Source organism: Kitasatospora sp. NPDC092286 (genome assembly GCF_044755565.1).
Lineage (GTDB): Bacteria > Actinomycetota > Actinomycetes > Streptomycetales > Streptomycetaceae > Kitasatospora.
This window is the reverse complement of sequence record NZ_JBIVRD010000002.1, coordinates 68,336-87,394: the sequence shown is the minus strand read 5'-3', so window position 1 is coordinate 87,394 and position 19,059 is coordinate 68,336. Positions and strand designations below refer to the sequence as shown.

Annotated in this window: 18 protein-coding genes; 8 read left to right on the top strand and 10 right to left on the bottom strand. The window is 73.3% G+C overall.

Annotated elements, in window-relative coordinates:
* Nucleotides 1–141: 141 nt before the first annotated feature.
* Together ACIQIB_RS03105 and ACIQIB_RS03100 are read right to left on the bottom strand one after the other, a co-directional pair.
* Nucleotides 142–849: a response regulator gene (locus tag ACIQIB_RS03105; RefSeq protein ID WP_400756595.1), complete on the bottom strand. Its 708-nt coding sequence runs from the start codon at nucleotides 847–849 to the stop codon at nucleotides 142–144.
* Entirely contained in the window at nucleotides 849–2,078 is a 1,230-nt protein-coding gene (locus ACIQIB_RS03100) for a histidine kinase (RefSeq protein ID WP_363608571.1), read from the bottom strand. Before ACIQIB_RS03100 ends, ACIQIB_RS03105 begins: the two co-directional genes overlap by 1 nt.
* A gap of 226 nt (nucleotides 2,079–2,304) precedes the next feature.
* Here ACIQIB_RS03100 and ACIQIB_RS03095 point away from each other — a divergent pair, with 226 nt between their 5' ends.
* The 3 genes from ACIQIB_RS03095 to ACIQIB_RS03085 all read left to right on the top strand — a co-directional run bounded on the left by ACIQIB_RS03095 (nucleotide 2,305) and on the right by ACIQIB_RS03085 (nucleotide 4,953).
* Complete coding sequence (locus ACIQIB_RS03095) at nucleotides 2,305–3,234, top strand: ABC transporter ATP-binding protein (protein WP_400756381.1); 930 nt, start codon at nucleotides 2,305–2,307, stop codon at nucleotides 3,232–3,234.
* Entirely contained in the window at nucleotides 3,231–4,058 is an 828-nt protein-coding gene (locus ACIQIB_RS03090; protein WP_400756380.1) for an ABC transporter permease, read from the top strand. The genes ACIQIB_RS03095 and ACIQIB_RS03090 overlap by 4 nt, the downstream gene beginning before the upstream one ends.
* A gap of 133 nt (nucleotides 4,059–4,191) precedes the next feature.
* The gene (locus ACIQIB_RS03085) at nucleotides 4,192–4,953 is read left to right on the top strand and encodes a hypothetical protein (protein WP_400756379.1); all 762 of its coding nucleotides are present in this window, start codon (nucleotides 4,192–4,194) and stop codon (nucleotides 4,951–4,953) included.
* On the opposite strand, the gene ACIQIB_RS03080 is transcribed toward ACIQIB_RS03085, so the two are convergent.
* The 5 genes from ACIQIB_RS03080 to ACIQIB_RS03060 all read right to left on the bottom strand — a co-directional run bounded on the left by ACIQIB_RS03080 (nucleotide 4,941) and on the right by ACIQIB_RS03060 (nucleotide 10,522).
* Nucleotides 4,941–5,513: a hypothetical protein gene (locus tag ACIQIB_RS03080; protein ID WP_400756377.1), complete on the bottom strand. Its 573-nt coding sequence runs from the start codon at nucleotides 5,511–5,513 to the stop codon at nucleotides 4,941–4,943. The two genes, ACIQIB_RS03085 and ACIQIB_RS03080, sit on opposite strands and share 13 nt — an antisense overlap.
* An 11-nt stretch (nucleotides 5,514–5,524) precedes the next feature.
* Nucleotides 5,525–6,238 carry a 2OG-Fe(II) oxygenase gene (locus ACIQIB_RS03075; RefSeq protein ID WP_400649671.1) on the bottom strand — a complete coding sequence of 238 codons (714 nt, stop codon included), beginning with the start codon at nucleotides 6,236–6,238 and terminating at the stop codon, nucleotides 5,525–5,527.
* A gap of 249 nt (nucleotides 6,239–6,487) precedes the next feature.
* A complete protein-coding gene (locus tag ACIQIB_RS03070; RefSeq protein WP_400756376.1) occupies nucleotides 6,488–7,258 on the bottom strand; it encodes a peptidyl-tRNA hydrolase in 771 nt (256 codons plus the stop codon).
* Nucleotides 7,259–7,291: 33 nt separating this feature from the next.
* Nucleotides 7,292–8,422, bottom strand: coding sequence for an inosamine-phosphate amidinotransferase 1 (locus tag ACIQIB_RS03065; protein WP_400756374.1), 1,131 nt, complete (start codon nucleotides 8,420–8,422; stop codon nucleotides 7,292–7,294).
* A gap of 321 nt (nucleotides 8,423–8,743) precedes the next feature.
* Entirely contained in the window at nucleotides 8,744–10,522 is a 1,779-nt protein-coding gene (locus ACIQIB_RS03060) for an ATP-binding protein (protein WP_363608605.1), read from the bottom strand.
* A gap of 363 nt (nucleotides 10,523–10,885) precedes the next feature.
* Between ACIQIB_RS03060 and ACIQIB_RS03055 the strand changes: the two genes are divergently transcribed.
* The 3 genes from ACIQIB_RS03055 to ACIQIB_RS03045 all read left to right on the top strand — a co-directional run bounded on the left by ACIQIB_RS03055 (nucleotide 10,886) and on the right by ACIQIB_RS03045 (nucleotide 13,726).
* Entirely contained in the window at nucleotides 10,886–11,830 is a 945-nt protein-coding gene (locus ACIQIB_RS03055; RefSeq protein WP_363608607.1) for a CoA ester lyase, read from the top strand.
* Between the two features lie 2 nt (nucleotides 11,831–11,832).
* On the top strand, nucleotides 11,833–13,068 hold the full coding sequence (locus ACIQIB_RS03050; protein WP_363608609.1) for an aminotransferase class I/II-fold pyridoxal phosphate-dependent enzyme: 1,236 nt from the start codon (nucleotides 11,833–11,835) through the stop codon (nucleotides 13,066–13,068).
* A gap of 97 nt (nucleotides 13,069–13,165) precedes the next feature.
* Nucleotides 13,166–13,726 (top strand): MaoC family dehydratase, encoded by a 561-nt coding sequence (locus ACIQIB_RS03045; protein WP_363608611.1) that lies wholly within the window; start codon nucleotides 13,166–13,168, stop codon nucleotides 13,724–13,726.
* Nucleotides 13,727–13,820: 94 nt separating this feature from the next.
* Here ACIQIB_RS03045 and ACIQIB_RS03040 read toward each other — a convergent pair whose 3' ends face one another.
* The 3 genes from ACIQIB_RS03040 to ACIQIB_RS03030 form a co-directional block, all read right to left on the bottom strand.
* On the bottom strand, nucleotides 13,821–14,831 hold the full coding sequence (locus ACIQIB_RS03040) for a zinc-binding dehydrogenase (protein WP_363608613.1): 1,011 nt from the start codon (nucleotides 14,829–14,831) through the stop codon (nucleotides 13,821–13,823).
* Nucleotides 14,828–16,153 (bottom strand): peptide ligase PGM1-related protein, encoded by a 1,326-nt coding sequence (locus tag ACIQIB_RS03035; protein WP_363608615.1) that lies wholly within the window; start codon nucleotides 16,151–16,153, stop codon nucleotides 14,828–14,830. Before ACIQIB_RS03035 ends, ACIQIB_RS03040 begins: the two co-directional genes overlap by 4 nt.
* 193 nt (nucleotides 16,154–16,346) lie before the next feature.
* Nucleotides 16,347–17,279 carry a hypothetical protein gene (locus ACIQIB_RS03030; protein ID WP_363608617.1) on the bottom strand — a complete coding sequence of 311 codons (933 nt, stop codon included), beginning with the start codon at nucleotides 17,277–17,279 and terminating at the stop codon, nucleotides 16,347–16,349.
* Nucleotides 17,280–17,403: 124 nt separating this feature from the next.
* Between ACIQIB_RS03030 and ACIQIB_RS03025 the strand changes: the two genes are divergently transcribed.
* Complete coding sequence (locus ACIQIB_RS03025; protein WP_363608619.1) at nucleotides 17,404–17,775, top strand: YbjQ family protein; 372 nt, start codon at nucleotides 17,404–17,406, stop codon at nucleotides 17,773–17,775.
* 130 nt (nucleotides 17,776–17,905) lie between these two features.
* Nucleotides 17,906–18,997, top strand: a complete 1,092-nt coding sequence (locus ACIQIB_RS03020; protein ID WP_400756372.1) for an NAD(P)-binding domain-containing protein — start codon at nucleotides 17,906–17,908, stop codon at nucleotides 18,995–18,997.
* Nucleotides 18,998–19,059 lie beyond the last annotated feature (62 nt).

Sequence of the window (19,059 nt, the reverse complement as noted above, 5' to 3'; positions counted from 1 at the left end):
TCATCGGCCACCCGTCACCGGGTACCGGCCAGGCCCGCCGGGTATCGCTTCGGCCCACCGGTTACCGGTCCCGGACGGCGGGGCCGGACGGCGGGTCCGGCGTCTGCCCGTCGGTGGGCCGGCTCCTGCCCTACGGCCGGCTCAACTCCGCGTCGGGTCCGCACGGTTCGGCTGTTCCTCGGACAGCCGGTCCTCGGCCGGCTCCACGAAGCCGGACTCGTACGCGGCGATCACCGCCTGGGTGCGGTCGCGGGCGCCGAGCTTCGCCAGCACACTGCTGACGTGCGTCTTCACCGTCTGCACGCCGAGGAACAGCTGCTCGGCGATCTCGCTGTTGGCGAGGCCCCGGGCCACCAGCCGCAGCACCTCGGCCTCACGCTCGGTCAGGGCGGCACGGGCCATCGTCGCGCGGGCGGCCGCGTTGCCCCGGCCTGCGGCGAGACGACGGATCGCGGCCGGGAAGAGCAGCGACTCGCCCGCCGCGACCAGCCGGACCGCGTGGGCGATCTCGGCCGGGCGGGAGCGCTTCAGCAGAAAGCCGTCGGCACCGGCGCGCAGGGCCTGGTAGACGTAGTCGTCGTTCTCGAAGGTGGTGACGACCAGGATCTTCGGCGGCTGCTCCCCGGTCGCGCCCGACCGGACGAGGGCGCGGGTCGCCGCCAGACCGTCGACCTCCGGCATCCGGACGTCCATCAGCACCACGTGCGGGCGCAGCTCCCGGGCCATGGCCACCGCCTCGCCTCCGTCGGAGGCCTCACCGACCACCCGCAGGTCGCCCTGCGCCTCCAGCACGGCCCGCAGTCCGGCCCGGACCAGTTCCTCGTCGTCGGCCAGCAGAATGTCGATCATCACACGCCCAAGCGTAGGGGCATGCGGACGGCCAGGACCCATTCGCCGGACTCCAGCCCGGCCGAGGCCTCGCCACCGAGCAGCGCGGCCCGCTCCCGGATACCGCGAAGTCCCTTGCCGCCCTTGCGCGGCGCGCTGCGCGCGGACGACGGGCCAGGCCCGCCCGTCGCGTTGGCGCAGCGCAGCTCCAACCGGCCGCCCCGCAGGGCGATCCGGACGCTGATCGGCTCGCCCGGCGCGTACTTGAGGGCGTTGGTGACGCCCTCCTGGAGGATCCGGTAGGACTCGCGGGAGAGCACCCCGGGCAGCTTCCCCGACGGCACGTCGATCCATGCCTCCACCGGGCTGCCGGCGGCCCGCGCGGTGTCGAAGAGCGCGGACAGCTGCTCGATGCCGGGGCGCTCGGTGACGGACCCGTCCGACGCGTCCCGCCGGTCCGAGGCCTCGCGGAGCAGCACGAGTGTGCGCTCCAGGTCGTCCATGGCCTGTCGGCCGGTCTCCTCGATGACTTCGAGCGCCTTGGCGACGAAGGCCGGGTCGCCCACCTCCCGGGCCGCACCGGCCTGAAGGACCGTCACCGTCAGCGCGTGGCCGATGGAGTCGTGCAGCTCGCGGGCCAACCGGTTGCGCTCCAGCAGACGTTCGGCCCGCAGCTCGGCCTCGGCCAGCCGTTCGGCCGGGGACGGTCCCAGCAGCCTTACCGCCATGGCGAGTTGCAGACGCCCCGCCCAGACCACCAGCCAGCCGTAGCCGAACAGCGCCGCGGCCGCCAGCAGCGGGTACCAGAGCAGTCCGTGCTGGTGCGGGAGTTGGATTCCGTGCAGGTTCGGCGCGGAGTCGGCGACCAGCTCGACGGCGCCGGCGGGCACCAGCACGGCGAGGATCCCGACCACCGAGCCGAGAGCCACCCGGCCGATCAGCCAGACGGCGGTGCGTCGGCGGTCGGCCCAGGTACGGGCGGGTTCGGCGGCGATGTCCTGCTCGCGTTCGGGCATCAGCAGCAGCCGCGCCTGCACGCCCTCGGCCCGGCGCATCGCGGGCAGCAGGGCGGCCAGCGTGAGCAGCACGGCATCCAGCAGAACGGCCCTTGCCAGGACCTCGGCGAGGCTGAACCCGTACGTCCCCGGGTAGATCATCAGGACGACGCCGGCGAAGATCCACCCGATCACCAGATGCAGCCACCGCGCGTAGGTGGCGGCGCTCAGCAGGGGCGCGAGGATCCTGGGCATGACGCCATCCTGCCAGGTCAGCGATGTGCCGCGGCTCCCTCCCAAGAGGGAGAGAGCTCCACTCCCCGGCGGGATCCGCCGGAGTGGTCCGCTCCGGTGGAATGGGGCCGTCGGAGCCGGAGAGCCGGGGTCCGGAATCCCGGAGCGGGTCGGAGCGGGTCGGAGTGAATCCGGAGGAGCCCGAAGCGAGTCCGGGGAAGGTCCGGGGAGCACGCGGGAGGGCGTCATGATCGAGGTTCAGGGCCTCACCAAGGAGTACGACGGAAAGCGTGTGGTCGACGACCTCGGCTTCGTCGTCCGGCCCGGGGCGGTGACGGGCTTCCTCGGGCCGAACGGCGCGGGCAAGAGCACCACCATGCGGCTGATCCTCGGCCTCGACCGGCCCACCGCAGGCCACGCCCTGGTCGGCGGTCGCCGGTACGCCGAACTGGCCGACCCGCTGCGGCAGGTCGGCGCCCTGCTGGACGCCCAGGCCGTGCACGGCGGCCGCACCGCGCGCGGCCAGCTGCGCTGGCTGGCCGCCAGCAACGGGCTGCCGAACCGCCGGGTGGACGAGGTGCTCGCGCAGGTCGGCCTGACCGAGGCGGCGGGCCGCCGGATCCGCGGGTTCTCGCTCGGCATGCGCCAGCGGCTCGGCGTGGCCGCCGCGCTGCTCGGCGACCCGCCGGTGCTGCTGCTGGACGAGCCGGTGAACGGCCTCGACCCCGAGGGCATCCGCTGGATCCGCACCCTGCTGCGCGATCTGGCCGCCGAGGGCCGGGCCGTGCTGGTCTCCTCCCACCTCATGACGGAGATGGCGCTCACCGCCGACCATCTGGTCGTCATCGGCCGGGGCCGGCTGCTGGCGGACGACGCCACCACGGAATTCCTTCAACGCCACGGCCGCACCCGGATCCGGGTCCGCGCGGTGGACCGGACGAAGCTGGCCGCCCTGCTCGGCGGCGACCTCGGGAGTCTCGGTTCGGGAACGGTGACCGCCGAGCCGGTGGACGGCGACGCCTGGGAGGTGAGCGGGGCCGAGCCGGAGCGGATCGCGGCGCTGGCGGCGGCGAACGGCGTGGTGCTGTACGAGATCGCCGTCCAGCAGGACTCGCTGGAAGAGGCGTTCATGCGGATGACCGCCGACAGCGTCGAGTACCGGGCGGCGGCGGCATGAGCACCGTTCCGTCCGTACCGGCCCCGGCCCCGGCCACGTCCACGTCCACGTCCACGTCCACGTCCACGTCCACGTCCACGTCCACGTCCACCGCACTGAACCTGCTGCGGTCCGAGGGGATCAAGCTCGCCACCCTCCGCTCGCTCTGGTTCACCCCGGTCCTCGCCGCCCTGCTCACCGTCGGCCTGACCACCGCCGTCGGCGCCGCCCTCGGCGGCAAGGACCACAGCCTCACCGACGACCCCGGTGTCGGCCTCTACTACGGCCTCAACTTCGGCCAGGCCGCGCTGGTCTGCTTCGGCGTCCTGCTGATCGGCCAGGAGTTCAACACCCGCATGATCACCGTCTCGCTCACCGCCGTCCCCCGCCGAGGCCTGCTCTACGGCGGCAAACTCGCCGTCGGCGCACTCGTCGCCCTCGCCGTCGGCCTGATCGGGACGGCCGGCTCCTTCGCCGGATACGCCGCCACCACACCCGGTGCATGGGACGGCCCGGCCCTCGCCCGCAGCGCCACCGCCGGAGTGCTGTACCCCGTCCTGCTGGTGGTGTTCTGCATCGGCGCGACCGCTCTGCTCGGCAACCTCACGGCCGCGATGGGCCTGCTGGTGCCGACCGTCTTCCTGCTCTCCCCGCTGCTCAGCGGCGTACCCGGGGCGCGTTCCGTGGTGCAGTTCCTCCCGGACCGGGCCGGCCAGTACGCGCTGCACTACGCCGACAACCCGCAGGTCGTGTACGGGCACTGGACCGGTCTGCTGATCATGGCCGGCTGGGCGGCAGCCGCGGCGTACGGCGGCCTGCGCGCCCTGCGGCGAGCCGAGTTCTGAGTCCTGCGCCGAGGCCCGGGGCCTGCGCCTGCCTCCGCGACCGGCGGCGGGGTGCCTCCACCGCGAGCCGCTCCGCCCGCACCTCGCCCACTCCCTGTCAGCCTCTTCCGAGACCGTTGGGAACGACACCTCGATGACCACGTCCATGACCGGCGCTCCGACCGCCCTGAACGTCCTGCGCTCCGAGCGCGTCAAGTTCACCACCCTTCCCTCCCAGTGGCTCGCCCCGCTCGTCGCCGTCGTTCTGACCGTCGGTGTCGCCGCCGCCGTCAACGCCGCGTACGGGGAGGCGGACCACACCCCGGGCGAGGACCCGAGCAACGGGATCTTCTACGGCCTGCTGTTCGGCCATGTCGCCGTGGCCTGCCATGGCGTCCTGCTGATCGGCCAGGAGTTCAACACCCGCATGATCTCGGTCTCACTCACCGCCGTCCCCCGCCGAGGCCTGCTCTACGGCGGCAAGCTCGCCCTCGGCATCGGGCTGGGGCTGCTGATGGGGCTGGCCTCCACGGCCGGCTCGTTCCTCGTCGTCGCCGCCACCACCGGCCTGGACTTCTCCACCCCTGGTCTGGCCCGGGCCTTCACGGCCGGGGTGCTCTACCACCCGCTGCTGGTGGTGCTCTGCCTCGGCCTGACGGCCATGCTGCGCAACTTCAGCGCCGCGCTCGGCCTGCTCGTCCCGATGGTCTTCCTCGGCACCACCTGGCTGGCGGCGATCCCCGGTGTGCGCGAGGCCGGCCAGTTCCTGCCCGACCGGGCCGGGCTGTACGCCACGCGCACCCAGCCGGACCCGGGGATCCATTACGGCCACTGGTCCGGCCTGCTGATCATGGCCCTCTGGGCGGCCGTGGCGGCGTACGGCGGCCTGCGCGCGATGCGCCGCTACACCGTCTGAGGCGCCCGGCCCGGCGGGCAGGTGGTGAGCCGGCCGTCGGCGATCTCCCAGGTGCCGCCGTCGGCGCTCGCGCCGCGCAGGCCGTCCAGCGCCCCCTGACCGGCGAGGGCGACGGCACGCGGTTCGGCGGGCGGGGCGAGCGAGGCGAAACCGAAGGTGTGCCACGCCCGCCAGCCCGGCTCCCGGCCGAGGCGGCGGGCCAGTTGCGCCCAGCCGAGTGGTGCGGCGGCGAGGACCCAGGCGTCCGGCGCCGGGGCGGTCAGTCGGCGGGCGGGCCGCAGCCAGGAGGCGGCCTGCTCCGGCCAGTCGACGACGGCGAGCACCGACCGTCCCGGCAGGTCCAGCCAGGCTTCGGTGAAGGCCCTCGCGGCGGCGCGGGAGGCGTCGTCGCGGCTGTGGCCGACGGTCACGGTGTGGAGGCGGGCCCGGCCGCCGGTGAGCAGACGGAGCAGTGCGGCGAGTTCGGCCGCGGTGTGCGGGCCGGGCGCGGGCAGGCGACCGTAGGCGGCGATCGCGGCGGGGCCGATCAGCGGCGAGCGGGCGGGGGTGGCGGAGGTCATCACGGAACCGTTCAGGCCTCGTGGAAGACGAGGCCGAGCGCGTGGCGGTGGCCGGAACGGACCGTGCTCACGCCATGCCGGACGGGGCCGGCGGACCACCCCCGGGCCGACTTCACCGGGCGCTCCCGGGTGGTGAACACCAGGCCGTGGCCCTGGGCGAGGACGGTGCTGGTGCCCCGGGACTGCGCGCGGGGCCGCTGCTCGACGAGCAGGAACTCGCCGCCCGTGTAGTCCCTGCCCGGCTCGTCGAGGCCGATGACGACCTGGAGGGGGAAGACCATCTCGCCGAACACGTCGCGGTGCAGCGCGTTCCAGTCGCCCTGTCCGTAGCGCAGCAGGATCTGGGCGGACTTCGACTGGCCGGCCCGGTGGCACAGCTCCAGCCACTCGTCCAGCGTGTCCGGCCAGGGGGCTGGCCGGCCGAGCCGCCCGGCCCAGGTGCGGGCGATCGCGAGCAGGTGCGGGTAGAGCGCGGCCCGCAGGTCCCGGACGGGCCCGGGGAGGCCGTCGTGCGTGAAGTAGCGGTACTGGCCGGAGCCGAAGCGGTGGCGGGCCATGTCCACCGTGGTGCGGAACAGCTCCGCCCGGTCGTACCGGGCCGCCAGCTCCCGGCACTCGGCCGGGGAGAGGAGCCGGGGCGTGAGCGCGCAGCCGTGGGCGTCCAGTTCGTCGGCGACGGCGGCCCAGTCGGCGGCCGCCACCCGGGCGGCGGGCTCGGTGGTCACGGGGGTGTCCTTCCGGAGTCTCGGGCGGGTCGGGCCCGGCTGCGGACGGCACGGGGGCCAACCCCTTCGTCACCGATACTCACCGACCCGCCGCCCTGGATGCTGGCGGCATTCGGACACGGCGACGGGAGACCTGGAACGGATGACAGTTTTCAGGGGACGGATCACAGATAACAGCTTTCAGATTCTGTTATCCGAAAGCTGTTATCCGTCCGCTGTTCCCTGTCACTCGCCGCCGCCCGCCACCCGTCACCCGCGCAGCGCCGGGTGCTCCGCGACCACCGTGCAGCTCCCCGGCGCGATCTCGGTGAAGCCCGCGTCCTGGACCAGCGGCAGGCCGCTCACCAGCAGCTCCGCCCAGGCCTCCGGCGTCGCCGTGCGGACGGCGAGGGCGAAACCGGCCTCGGCCCACTCCTTGCGCTGCGTCTCGTCCAGCCGCCACCAGGCGACCTGGGCGGCATGGCCGGTCTGCGCCATCGTCTTGCCCGCGCTCATCTCCAGCTCCGGATTGAGCCACAGCACCGGCAGGCCGGGCTCGGCGGCGGCGACCGGGCCGGTCTCCTCCAGATCGGTGCCGGAGACCTGGAGCTTGGCGAGCTCCTTCGGCCAGCCGTCCAGCGGAACGGGCGGGAACACTCGCACCTCCGCCTCCCGCCCGGTGACCGTGATCCCCGGCAGTTCGCCGGCCCGGCGCCACTCCCCGCCCCGGGCCCGCCGGACCACCTTGCGGATCCGGGCGTCCTCCCAGGCGGCGACCCGTTCCGCCCACTCCCCGTCCGGCTCGGTGACGCGCGAGTCCGCGAGCAGCGTCAGCACGGCCCGCGCCGAGGTCTCCAGCGCGTCGGTCCGCCCGGGCGGGGTGGCCCGCTCCATCCGGACGAGGAGCGGCAGGACGTACTGCGGCCGGGCGTCCCGGTCCTCGGCGGCCGGCACGGACTCCGGAGCGGAGGACGGAACGGAAACGGCGGGAACGGAAGCGGCGGCAGGGGCGGGGACGGCGGCGTCGAACGGAGAAGTCACCCGTCAAGCATGCCAGCCCCCACCTCGCCGCGATCACGATAGGTAGTCCTCCAGCCCGCCGTCCCGCCGGATGTCCAGGGTCACGCAGTGGAAACCGCCGCCGAGCACCCGCGAGTGGCGCAGCCGGTGCGGCAGGACGGTGATGCCGGCGTGTTCCAGCTGCTTGATCAGGCTCCACTGGTCCGACTCGACGATCGCCGTGTCGGGGCTGACCATCAGCAGATTCATGCTGATCCAGCTCTCGCTCAGCGAGTGCTCGGGCTCGGGCTCGGTCGAGTCGGCGGACGGCTCGGCCGGCGGGCACCACAGGATGTCCCAGCCCCGCAGCGGCTCGGGCACCGTCTCGGGGCTGATCCGCTCGGGGTTGAGCAGCACCAGGCCCGGCCTCAGCAGCGCGATGGTGCTGTCGATGTGGGTGTATCCGTAGATGTCGCGCAGCGGGTGCAGGCGCAGGTCACCGAGCAGGCCAAGGGTGGACTCCAGCCACCGCAGCCCGAGTTCGTTGCCACTGCGGGAGACCTGGTAGAAGACGTCGCGGCCGAGCCGCAGCACGTTGGCGGCGTCGAAGACCGGCTCGGCCTCGCCGAGCAGCGGCAGCCCGTCGGCGTCGAACTCGAAGAGCTCGTCGTTCAGTTGCGGGCGGGGTGCGGCCAACCATCGGGCACCGCCGCGCAGATACTCCTGGAAGAGGCCGCGCAGGCCGAACACCTCGAAGTAGCGGGCGCGCATCGGGCTCGCCACCTCGATCACGGTCTCACCGACCACCAGGGTGAGGTCCCGCGGGCAGTAGGAGTGGAAGCCGCCGTCGGCCTTCCAGTGCGGGGCGGCGAACTCGGCGGCGTGGTCGACCACTTCGGGCTGGTGGACGGTGACGCCGAGGCCGCGCAGGGTGGCGACCAGGGCGTCCAGGTCCTCCTCGGTCTCCTCGACGACCTGCTGCGAGTAGGCGCCGACCGGGATCGAGCCGAGGTCGGCGGCCCTGGTCTTCGGAAAGCAGGACAGCCAGGACGAAGGGTCGGACTGCCCGGGCAGCCGGGCGCCGACGGCGGTACCGACCACCACCTCGCGCAGCGTGGTGAACTCGTCCCAGCTGTGCACCGGACTGGCCGCTTGAACCGGACGGGCCGGGTGGACCGGGTGGACCGGACGGGCCGAATTGGACATGACTCCCCCTTGACGCGGATTCGGGAAATGGCTGGGCCGGAGGCTGGGAAAAGTCGGATCGAGGTGAACCGGATACCGAACCGGCCGGGACGGCACCGGAATCAGCTCGCGAGAAATCCGTCGGCCGGCTCCGGGCCGGCCACGACGGAGGGGAAATCCCGATCCTGGAAGGTGAATCAACGAACTGCGGGAGCCGGGATCGACCGCCAAGCTACCCGGCCCGCCGACGGCCGCGCAAGGACGTGATCGACATTCCGAGGCGCGCCCCGATCGCCCGTTGATTGAACAGGGCGATGTTCAACTCCCTGGCCCCGGGGCTGATCAATCCCGCCGCGCCCGCAGAATCCGGCTCCCCCCGGCCAGGGTGATCAGCGCGCCGCCGGCCGCCGCGAGCCCGGCCACGGCGAGGCTCTGCCGACGGGACCGGCGCCGGTCTGCGGCGGCCGCGTGCACGGCCGCCGCCAGGAACGCCCGCTCGACTCCGGCCGGGGTCAGCTCTCCGGCCGCCACCCGCCGCCGAACGAGTTCCAGCCGGGCTCCCCGGTAGAGCAGTTCAGGGTCCCGGTCGGCGGCGGCCCAGCTGCGGGCGACCTCGGTGAGCCGCCGATGGTCGCCGAGCGTGTCCCGACTCTCGGCCAGCCAGTCCCGCAGCCGGGGCCAGACCTGCGGCAGCGCGCCGTGGGCGAGTTCGACGGTGTCCCGGTCCAGCACCACCAGCCGGGCCCGGACCAGCCGTTCCAGCACGGCCGGCACCCCGGGGCCGTCGAACTCGCCGATCCCGACGGGGATCCGCACGCTCTCACCGCCGAGCCGCAGGAAAACCGCCCGGGCCAGCTCGCGGTCCAGCGCGCCCAGCCCGTCGAACAACACCTCGGCGGTCCGGGCCAGCGCCCCCTCGAAGCCGCCGGTGGCCTGGAACCCGGCCAGGGTGAGCGCGTTGCCGCTGCGCCGCCGCCAGGTCTCCAACAGGGCCGCCGACACCAGCGGCAGGGCGCCCGGCTGCTGGGCGGCGGTGGAGATCAGGACGGCGAGCAGCGCACCCTCGACGGTGCAACCGGCCCGCAGCGCGGGTTCGGTGATCGCGCGGCGCAGTTCGTCGGGCGCCGGGCGGCCGACCGCCAGCACGGCGTCCTGGCAGGCCGCGGCCAGCGCGGGATGTTCGGCGAGCAGCGCGGCACACTGGTCGGACCGCAGCACCAGAACCACCCGGCACCGAGCGGTTCCGGCGCCGCTCCCGCCCATGGCGGCCGCCCGCTCGGAGACCGCGTCCTCGGCGCACGCCACCAACGAGTCCAGGAACCGGGTGCGCTCGGCGGCGTCACGGCAGCGGGTGCCCAGTTCCTCGCCCTGGTCCACCACCAGCACCGGATCGGCCGCCCACTCCCCCTCGGCCGTCCGGTTGCCACGCCCGGCCCGCGCCTCGCCACTCCCCCCGCCCCGGGTCCGCGCGGACCCGACCCGCGCGGGCCCGACCTGCGCCTCTGCGGCCCGCGCGCTCCCGGCCTGGGCTCGCGTGGCCCGTCCATCCCCGGCCCGCTGCCCGAGCCGGGCCAGGGCCAGCGTGTACGCCTCCATCGGCCGCTCCCCCGGGGTGAGCAGCGCCACCGGCCCGCCGAGCCGCGCCAGCAGACCGGCCCTGACCAGCGAGGACTTCCCCACCCCGGAGGGCCCGGTGACCACCACCAGGCGCCGTTCGGCGAGCAGCCCCACCAACTGGTCCAGCAGCGCCTCCCGTCCGAAGAAGCGCTCGGCGTCCACCGCCTCGAAGGCCGCCGCACCCGGGTACGGGGCCCGCCCGGCGTCCTGGGCGCGCCGGCGGGCGGCGGTGTCCGCGGCCAGTTCCGCAGCGAGCAACTGCCAGCGGTGCTGCCACTCCCGCACGTCCCCTCCGCACGCCTGTACATAGGCGAGGGTGACGGCGAGGCTCGGCAGCTGCCGGCCGCCCGCCGCCACCGAGAGGCTGGCGGCCGAGCAGTGTGCCCGGAGGGCGAGCTGCCGGTACGGCGGGGTGCCCGCCCGCTCCCTGAGCGCCCGTAAGTCGCCCGCGAACCGCAGCAGCGGCCCGTCGCCCTGGTCCAGTGGACTCTCCCGACGCGGCACAGTAGCCCCCTTCTTCGTTGAAGCGGTGCCCGGTGATCCGGAGCCCGATGATCCGAGGCCCCGTCGACGCGGTCTCCCGTGGACGGAAAACCCAAGGGCGGAAGGCCCGAGCGCGGATAACCCGACGGCAGGGGGCCGACGCCAGGAGAACCTGACGGCTGGCGGTCCTGACGGCCGGAGGTCCTGACGCCTGGGCGGTGTCCATCCTTCGAGATTCATCATGCACAGGACAGTTGGCGTCAAACAATGGGTCGCACGGGGCGGTTGTTCCGAGTTGATGTTCAATGTCCAGCCGCACGGCGCCGAACAATGCCGGTGGGATAGAACCAGGAGCCGCAGACTTCGCTGACTTCGGAGATTTCCATGAAGTTCACGCGGTACTGCCGTTCCCTGCTGTCCACACCCGCGATGGCGGTGGAGCGGTACGCCAAGAGCCACCAGTCCGGGGCCGATATCGCCATGGTCGACCTGGAGGACTCGGTCCCACCCGCTCGAAAGGAGGAGGCCCGCCACCTCGCCGAGGAGTTCTTCGACCTGCCGTCCACCAAGCTCGCCCGCAGCGCGGTGCGCATCAACACCCTTGCCGGGCCCGACGGGTTGCGCGATCTGATCGCCATCACCCGGTACCGCGTCAAGCCCGACATCGTGCTGATCCCGATGGCGCAGTCCCCCCGGGACATCGAGATCGCCGCCGGAGCGCTCGGACCGGACTGCCCGGAGACGGAGTTCCTCGCCGTCGTGGAGACGCCCCTGGGCATCGAGCACGCACCCGCCATCGCGGCCGCCGGGCACCGCCTGCGCGGACTGGTCTTCGGCTCCGCCGACTACGCGTTCGCGGTCGGCGCCCGGCTCTCCTGGGAAGCCCTGGCACACGCCCGGGGCCGAGTGGTCAACAGCGCCCGGGCCGCGGGGGTGGAGGCGATGGACGCGCCGTTCTTCGAAGTCACCGATCTGGACGGGCTGTGCCGGGAGGCCGCGCTCGCCCGGGACTTCGGGTTCAGTGGCAAGATCGCCGTGCACCCCCGCCAACTTCCCCTGATCAACGAGGCGTTCAGCCCCGACGAGCATCTGCTGGAACAGGCCCTGCGAGTGGTCGAGGCGGGCCGGGAGAACGGCCGCTCGGTCACCGTCGTGGACGGGGTGATGGTCGGCATGCCCTTCTTCGAGGCCTCGCAGCGTCTGATCGAGCAGTTCGGCCCGCCGGGCCAGGCCGACCAGCCCACGCGGGCCGTACCGCCGGTACCGCCCGCACGGCCCGTACCCCCCGTACGGCCCGCAGCCCCCCGGAACGACACGGAGGAGAAGTGACGATGACCGAAGAATCCATCCAGGGCCCGCGCCGCTACCGCAACGCCGAGGCCATGCTCGCCACCGCCGACCCGGTCTGGCAGGCGGCCGGCGCCAACGGGCTGATCGGCATCAAGGTGGACTCGGAGTCCAACAACCGGCTGATCGTCCGCGAGACCGGCCACGAGTTCGCCAACATGGTCTCCTGCGCGTACCTCGGGCTGAACAACCACCCGCAGGTCGCGGCCGGAGCGGTGGACGCGCTCACGGAGTCCAAGAGCACCTGGCTGGTCACCTCCACCACCCGGATCCGGCACAACCTGCTGGTGCGGCTGGAGGAGGAGCTGGGCGAACTGTTCGGCGCGCACATCCTGCCCGGCGCGTCCTGCACCGCGCTCACCGCCGGCATCCTGCCGCTGGTCGCCTCCGGTCACCTCGACGGCACCTGCGAGCGCGGCGGCGGGCCCCGCGTGATGGTCTTCGACCGGTTCTGCCACTTCTGCATGGCGTATGTGAAGCCGATCTGCGCGGACGAGTCGCTGGTGCTCAACTGCCCGCACAACGACCTGAACTATCTGGAGGACATCTGCCGCAAGTACCCGCGGGTCGCCTACGTCGCCGACGGAGCGTACTCGATGGGCGGCGCGGCGGCCCTCGACGGGCTGCTCGAACTCCAGGACCGCTACGGGCTGTTCCTCTACATCGACGACTCCCACTCGCTGTCCATCATGGGCGAGCGCGGCGAGGGCTTCGTCCGCTCGCGGCTGGAGATGAACCCGTTGACGGTCATCGTCGCCAGCCTCGGCAAGGGCTTCGGCACCGGCGGCGGCATCGCCATGCTCGGCAACCGCGAGCAGTTCGAGTTCCTGCACCGGCACGCCGGTCCGGTCGGCTGGTCGCAGAACGTGGCACTGCCGCTGGTCGGCGCCTCGCTGGGCAGCGCGGCCGTCCACCGGTCCGCCGAACTCACCGAACTCCAGGCGAAGCTGAACCGCAACATCGACCTCTTCGACAAGCTGCTGCCGACCACCTTCGCGGGCAACGGCCTGCCGGTTCGGCGGGTGGATGTCGGGGACGCCGAGCGTGCGGTCAAGCTCTCCGCCCAGCTCTTCGAACGCGGCTTCTACAGCTCGGCGGTGTTCTTCCCGATCGTTCCCAAGGGCGAGGCGGGTCTGCGGCTGATGATGCGCGCCGACATGGACGAGCGGCTGATCACCGAGTTCGCCGGCCACGTCAGGGAGCTCACCTCCGACCTCTGATCCCTGCCTCCTGACACCAGACGCCAGACGCCAGGCACCTGACGCCAGACACCTGATCGCCCACCGCCGGACTCCGACCCCTGGGGAGCAACGCGCCATGCCCGAAGCCGAATCCGCGTCCGCGCTCACGCCCGACCCCGAACCCGCCGGCTACCGGCGGATCGGCGAGCGGCACTACCGCGAGGTGGTCGGCCGCTACTACGAGGAGTTCACCGTCGGCGATGTCATCGAGCACCGCCCGGGGCGGACCGTCACCGAGCTGGACAACGTGCTGATGAGCATGCTGAGCATGAACGACGCCCCGCTGCACATCGACGCCGCGTACAGCCAACACACCCCCTGGGGGCGGCCGATCGTCTCCAGCCTGGTGACGCTCAGCATCGTCGGCGGGATGACGGCCCGCTCCACCAGCGGGCGGACCATCGCCAACCTCGGCTGGGAGAACATCCGGATGACCCACCCGGTGTTCACGGGCGACACCCTGTACGCACAGACCGAGACGCTCGCCAAGCGGCTCTCCAAGAGCCGTACCGGACAGGGCATCGTCACGTGCCGAACCACCGGGACGAAGTCCACCGGCGAGGTCGTGGTGGTCTTCGAGCGCAGCTTCCTCGTCCCGCTGCGCGGCCACGGGCTGGACGACGCCGCCGGGTACTGAACCCGCTTGCCGAACCCGGTTGCCGAGCAACGGAAACCGGACGCCGGACATCAGCCATCGGGCCCCGGGCGCTGCTGCGCTCGGGGCCGATGCCTCAGCCCTCCCGGTGGACGTCGATCAGCACCTTTCCCATCGTCTGCCGTGCGGCCAGGGCCCGGTGCGCGCCCCCCACGCCGGAGAGCGGGACGATCCGGTCGATCCGCGCCGTCAGCCGGCCCCGCCCGGCCAGCCGGAACAGCTGCTCGACGACGCCCGAGAAGAGCACCCGGTCGTCCAGCACATGCTGCAGCCAGAAGCCGAGCACGCCCGCCGAGCGCTCCGCCAGCTCGTCCACCGCGAAGGCCTCCTCCGGTCCGCCTCGGGCGCCGACGCAGAGCAGCCGGCCGAACGGCGCCAGCGCCGCCAGCCCGTCCCGCAGCCCCCGGCCGCCCGCCGAGTCCACGAACAGGTCGACTCCGCCCGACTCGGCCAGCAGCTCGGCCAGTTCGGGTGCGGCGGGGTCGAACACCGCGTCCGCTCCCAGCGAGCGGACGAACTCCCGCTTGGCCGGTGTCGAGGCCAGCCCCAGCACGCGTCCGGCCCCCAGCTCCCGGGCCAGCTGCACCGCCAGGTGCCCGACACCGCCCGCCGCCGCCGTCACCGCGACACACTCACCCGGCCGCAGCCGCCCGAGCAGGGCCAGGGCGGCGTACGCCGTCGCGCCCTGCTCCAGCAGCGCCAGCGCCTGCTCGTCGCCGACCTCGTCCGGCACCTCCACGGTGAACGACCGCTCCGCGCACGCCACCTGGGCATAGCCGCCGCCGGTCCGGAGCAGTGCGGCGACCCGCCGTCCGTCGCCGCGGCGGCGCCCGATCACGTCCGCGCCGAGCACCGCGGGCAACGGGAACCTCGCGTACTCGCCCGTACGGCAGTGCAGGTCCGCGTAGTTGACCCCGGCCAGGGCGACGTCGATCAGCACCTGGCCGGGCCCGGCCGCCGGTTCGGGTACGGTCTCGGCACGGAACTCCTCCGGCCCGCCGTACCTCCGGATCACCGCCGCCCGGATGCCCGACGGCCCGAGGCCCGAAGGCCCGGCGCCCAAAGGCCCGTCCGGGGCCTCCGTCACCGCGGGAAGAGTTCGGTCAGCCGGCGTTCCGCGGCCCGGGCCGCCTCGGCGTCCTCGGCGATCACGCAGTACATCACCGAGCCGTCGGCCGGGGCGAAGTCGCAGCTGAACACCACGCCGGTCCGGGTCTGCGGATCGAAGGCCAGCCCGGCCCGCTCCAGCGCCTCGACCGCCTCCGGGAACGACGGCACCCGCAGGCCCGCGAGCTCCAGGATCACCCGGGCGGAGCGGTGATCGGCGCCGACCAGGCGGGCGAACAACGCGTCGTGCAGATGCGTCGAACCGGTGAGACGCCCATTGGTCTCGCTGAAGTACAACTCGCCCTTGGGGGTCAGGATCGCGTCCGCACTGACCGTGCCCCGGTAGCCGAGCACCCGCAGCGACTCGCACAACCGGGAGGCCTGGTGGACGAGTTCGGCCCGCACCCCGGCGTCAGGGGTGACCGGCGGGGTGATCTCGCCGACCACCACCGGGTCCATCACCATCTCGCCGCACCCGGACAGCACCGACCCGTGGTCCCCGATCACGAACTCCGCGTACACCGGCACCGCGTCCGTGAAGTACCGCTCCACCACGACCCGTTGGCCACGCCCGCCGGTCAGCCAGGTCCAGCGCTCGGCGACGTACGCGGCGACGGCGGCGCGGTCCGCCAGCGACACGACCCGCTGGGCGCCCAGCGGGGTGACGTCCTCGTCCCGGGCGAGGACCTCATTGCCGAACCCGCCGGCCTGGTACTCGACCTTCATCATCACGCTGTGGCCCTGCTCCAGCAGGCCGTTGACCGCCGCCTCCACCTGCTGCGGCGAGGTGGCGACCGTCCCCGGCGGGATCGGCACCCCGGCCCCGGCGGCCAGCGCCCGGAACACCGCCTTGCTGTTGACCAGCGCGTTGCCGCCCTGCGCGGCGAAGGCGTGGCCCGGGACGGCGTGCTCGGCCCCGAGCGCGGCCGCCAGGTCCACCACGGCCGCGTTGGGCGAGATCGCCAGCACCCGCTCCACCGGCCGGCCGGCCAGCGCCCGGCGCAGCTCCTCGCGGAAGCCCGGCTCGGCCAGCCGGTCCGGGGTGATGATGTCCGCGCCCTCCACGCCCGGCGGCGGTACCACGAAGGTCAGGCTCTCGGCCCGGGTACCGGTCAGCCCGGTGACATACCCGAGGTAGACCGGGTCGGGCCCCCAGGGCAGCACCAGGACGTCGCCGTCCTCGGCGAACCAGAGCATGCGCTGGGCCCCGCAGCCGGCGAACAGCCGCTCCAGCGGCGTCATCCCGGTGAGGTCCCCGACCATCTCCTCGGTGCGGTTGTTTCCGATACAGAGCGTCGTCATCTGCTGAACTCTCCCGGCGTTCGACGGAACCGCGGCACCGATGACGCGACACCGGTGGCACGGAACCCGTGAGGCGGAACTGGTGAGGCGTGCGCTTCAGATGTAGCGCACCGGGGTTGTTCGGGTTCGGCGCTCGGTCATTGAACAAAAACGCTGAACAACCCGGTGGGGGCACTCACCCGTCACCGCTCCCTCAGCGCCGGTAGCCGCGCTGCGGATCCCGCTCCTCCGCGTCCTCGTACGACAGGAACCAGCCCTCCGGATGCGTCGCCGCCAGCAGCAGCTCGGTGCGCTGCTCGGCGTTCAGCTCCGGATCGCCGTCGTCCGGGCCGAAGACACCGAACAGCTCGTCGTGGCAGCCCTCCCAGTCGTAGTCGTACAGGTCGGCCGGCAGGTCGCCCATCATGTCGGCGACCGACTCGGGCTGTGCGCCGAGCAGCGCGCGGGCGTCCACCAGGGCCATCCGCAGCGCGATCTCCTCGGCCAGGCAGCGCGGCAGCGGCCACTCGCCGAGCGCGAGGTCGTCGGCGAGGTCGTCGAAGGCCCGGGCCATCGCCCGGCGCCAGCCCCGGTGGAGGCGCCAGGTGCGCTGCGGCAGACGGCCGAAGACCGTCCAGTCGGCCTCGTCGCCATCGGTGACCGGTTCGTCCTCGTGCTCGTCGAGGTCGTCGTAGGCGGCGTCCGCCAGTCCCAGCAGTTGGGCGTGGAGCAGGCAGGCCGTCCGAGGGGTGAGCGTCCAGTCCCCCGCCCCGCCGCCACCGTCCTCCTCGTCGCCGTCCAGCGGGAACAGTTCGGCGAAGTCCGGCGCGAAGTCCTCGGTGACGCTGATCTCCAGCGTGCCGCCGAGCGCCTCGACGCCCGGGATCGCGGCCACCAGCCGGTCCGGGTGCAGCAGCGCGCCGAGCGCCGCGTTGGCGTCCTCGGCCACCTCGCGCAGCAGTTCGCGGCGCTGGCCGGCCGGGTCGATGCCGTCGAAGTCCAGTTCCTCCACGGCCGCGATCGCGGCCGCGCGCAGCGCCGGCCAGTCGGTGATCCGCAGGCCCAGCACCACCGTCGCCTCGATCTCCGGCGCGCCGGAGTCCTCCGCCGCGCCCGGCCCCTGTGGATGATCGCTTCGCTCGCCCATGGGGCTACGGTACGGCCTTTCGGCCGCCCGATCACCGGTCCGTCCCAGCTTCTCGACGCCTTCTCCGCCGGATTCGGGCCGGGCCTCTGTCGTCCGGCCGTGTGCGGACCGGCAGGATGGGCCCATGGCAAACATCGACGAATACGGCGGCGGGCAGGGCCCGAACGCCCAGGTCCTGGTAGTGACCACCAATGACATTCCCGGATACCGGGTCGATCATGTGATCGGCGAGGTCTTCGGACTGACCGTGCGCAGCCGGCACATCGGCAGCCAGATCGGCGCCTCGCTGAAGTCGCTGGTCGGCGGCGAGCTGAAGGGTCTGACCAAAACCCTGGTGGAGAGCCGCAACGAGGCGATGCAGCGACTGGTCGAGCAGACCAAGGCGCGCGGCGGCAACGCGGTGCTGATGATGCGATTCGACGTCACCGAGGCCGCGGACATCGGTACCGAGATCTGCGCGTACGGCACCGCCGTGGTGATCTCGCCCGCCGCCTGAGCCGGGCGCGGAACCCCGCCGGGAACACCTGCCGCACCGTCGATGTTTCACCGGCGTGACTGTTTACGGTGCAACATCTCGGGCCGCTGACGGTGAACACCCGGAGCGGCTCACGGCCGTCGACCGAGAGGTGGGCACCGACCTGCGGGTGGACGTCGTGGTGGTGGGCGCCGGGCAGGCGGGCCTGTCCGCCGCCTACCACCTGGGCCGCCGCGGCTTCGCCCCCTACCGGGCGGACGCCGACGGCGGCTTCGTCGTGCTCGACGCCGACGCCGCACCCGGCGGGGCCTGGGCGCACCGCTCCCCGTCCCTGCGGATGGCCACCGTGCACGGTTTCCACGACCTCCCGGACTTCGAACTGCCCGTGCCCGATCCGGACGCCCCCGCCCGTGAGGTGGTGCCGGGGTACTTCGCGGCGTACGAGGCCAGGCACGCGCTCCCCGTGGTGCGCCCGGTCACCGTACGGGCGGTGCGCTCGGAGTCCGAGCGGCCGGACTCCCGGCTGCTCGTCGAGACCGACTCCGGCACCTGGTCCACCCGGGCTCTGATCAACGCCACCGGCACCTGGACCCGTCCGTTCCTGCCGCACTACCCGGGCCACTTCGCCGGCCGCCAGCTGCACTACGCCGAGTACCGGGGCCCGGAGGAGTTCGCCGGCCGGCGCGTCCTGGTGGTCGGCGGCGGCGCGTCCGCGATCCAGGTGCTGTCGGAGGTCGCGGCGGTCGGCGAGACGGTCTGGGTCACCCGGACCCCGCCGGTCTACCACGACGGCCCGTTCACCCCGGAGTTCGGCCGGGCGGTGGTCGCCCAGGTCGAGGAGCGGGTCCGCCAGGGCCTGCCGGTGCGCAGCGTGGTGAGCGTGACCGGCCTCGGCCCGTCGGTGGCCTACCGCCGTGCCGAGGCGCTGGGCGCGCTGCACCGCCGCCCGATGTTCGACCGCCTCACCGAGCACGGTGTCGCCTGGGGCGACGAGGAACTCCCGGTGGACGCCGTCATCTGGGCCACCGGTTTCCGCCCCGAGGTCGGCCACCTCGCCCCGCTCGGGCTGCGCTCCCCCGGCGGCGGGATCGCCCTCACCGGGACCCGCGCCACCGCCGACGCCCGCGTCCACCTCGTCGGCTACGGCCCCTCCGCGAGCACCATCGGCGCCAACCGGGCCGGGCGCTCCGCCGTCAACGACCTCGTCCGGCTGCTCGGCGAACCGGCGGCCGTCCTGGTCTGACGGGGCGGCGGCAGCCGCGCGCTGATGCCGACCGGCCGGCATCAGCGCGCCCGCCACCGGAG

Excerpts from the sequence above, each read along its gene's own strand:
- ACIQIB_RS03090 (WP_400756380.1), top strand. The coding sequence starts at position 3,231 with ATGAGCACCGTTCCGTCCGTACCGGCCCCGGCCCCGGCCACGTCCACG.
- ACIQIB_RS03095 (WP_400756381.1), top strand. The coding sequence starts at position 2,305 with ATGATCGAGGTTCAGGGCCTCACCAAGGAGTACGACGGAAAGCGTGTG.
- ACIQIB_RS03080 (WP_400756377.1), bottom strand. The coding sequence starts at position 5,513 with ATGACCTCCGCCACCCCCGCCCGCTCGCCGCTGATCGGCCCCGCCGCG.
- ACIQIB_RS03035 (WP_363608615.1), bottom strand. The coding sequence starts at position 16,153 with ATGACGACGCTCTGTATCGGAAACAACCGCACCGAGGAGATGGTCGGG.
- ACIQIB_RS03055 (WP_363608607.1), top strand. The coding sequence starts at position 10,886 with ATGAAGTTCACGCGGTACTGCCGTTCCCTGCTGTCCACACCCGCGATG.
- ACIQIB_RS03065 (WP_400756374.1), bottom strand. The coding sequence starts at position 8,422 with ATGTCCAATTCGGCCCGTCCGGTCCACCCGGTCCACCCGGCCCGTCCG.
- ACIQIB_RS03050 (WP_363608609.1), top strand. The coding sequence starts at position 11,833 with ATGACCGAAGAATCCATCCAGGGCCCGCGCCGCTACCGCAACGCCGAG.
- ACIQIB_RS03030 (WP_363608617.1), bottom strand. The coding sequence starts at position 17,279 with ATGGGCGAGCGAAGCGATCATCCACAGGGGCCGGGCGCGGCGGAGGAC.
- ACIQIB_RS03085 (WP_400756379.1), top strand. The coding sequence starts at position 4,192 with ATGACCACGTCCATGACCGGCGCTCCGACCGCCCTGAACGTCCTGCGC.
- ACIQIB_RS03045 (WP_363608611.1), top strand. The coding sequence starts at position 13,166 with ATGCCCGAAGCCGAATCCGCGTCCGCGCTCACGCCCGACCCCGAACCC.
- ACIQIB_RS03025 (WP_363608619.1), top strand. The coding sequence starts at position 17,404 with ATGGCAAACATCGACGAATACGGCGGCGGGCAGGGCCCGAACGCCCAG.
- ACIQIB_RS03105 (WP_400756595.1), bottom strand. The coding sequence starts at position 849 with ATGATCGACATTCTGCTGGCCGACGACGAGGAACTGGTCCGGGCCGGA.
- ACIQIB_RS03100 (WP_363608571.1), bottom strand. The coding sequence starts at position 2,078 with ATGCCCAGGATCCTCGCGCCCCTGCTGAGCGCCGCCACCTACGCGCGG.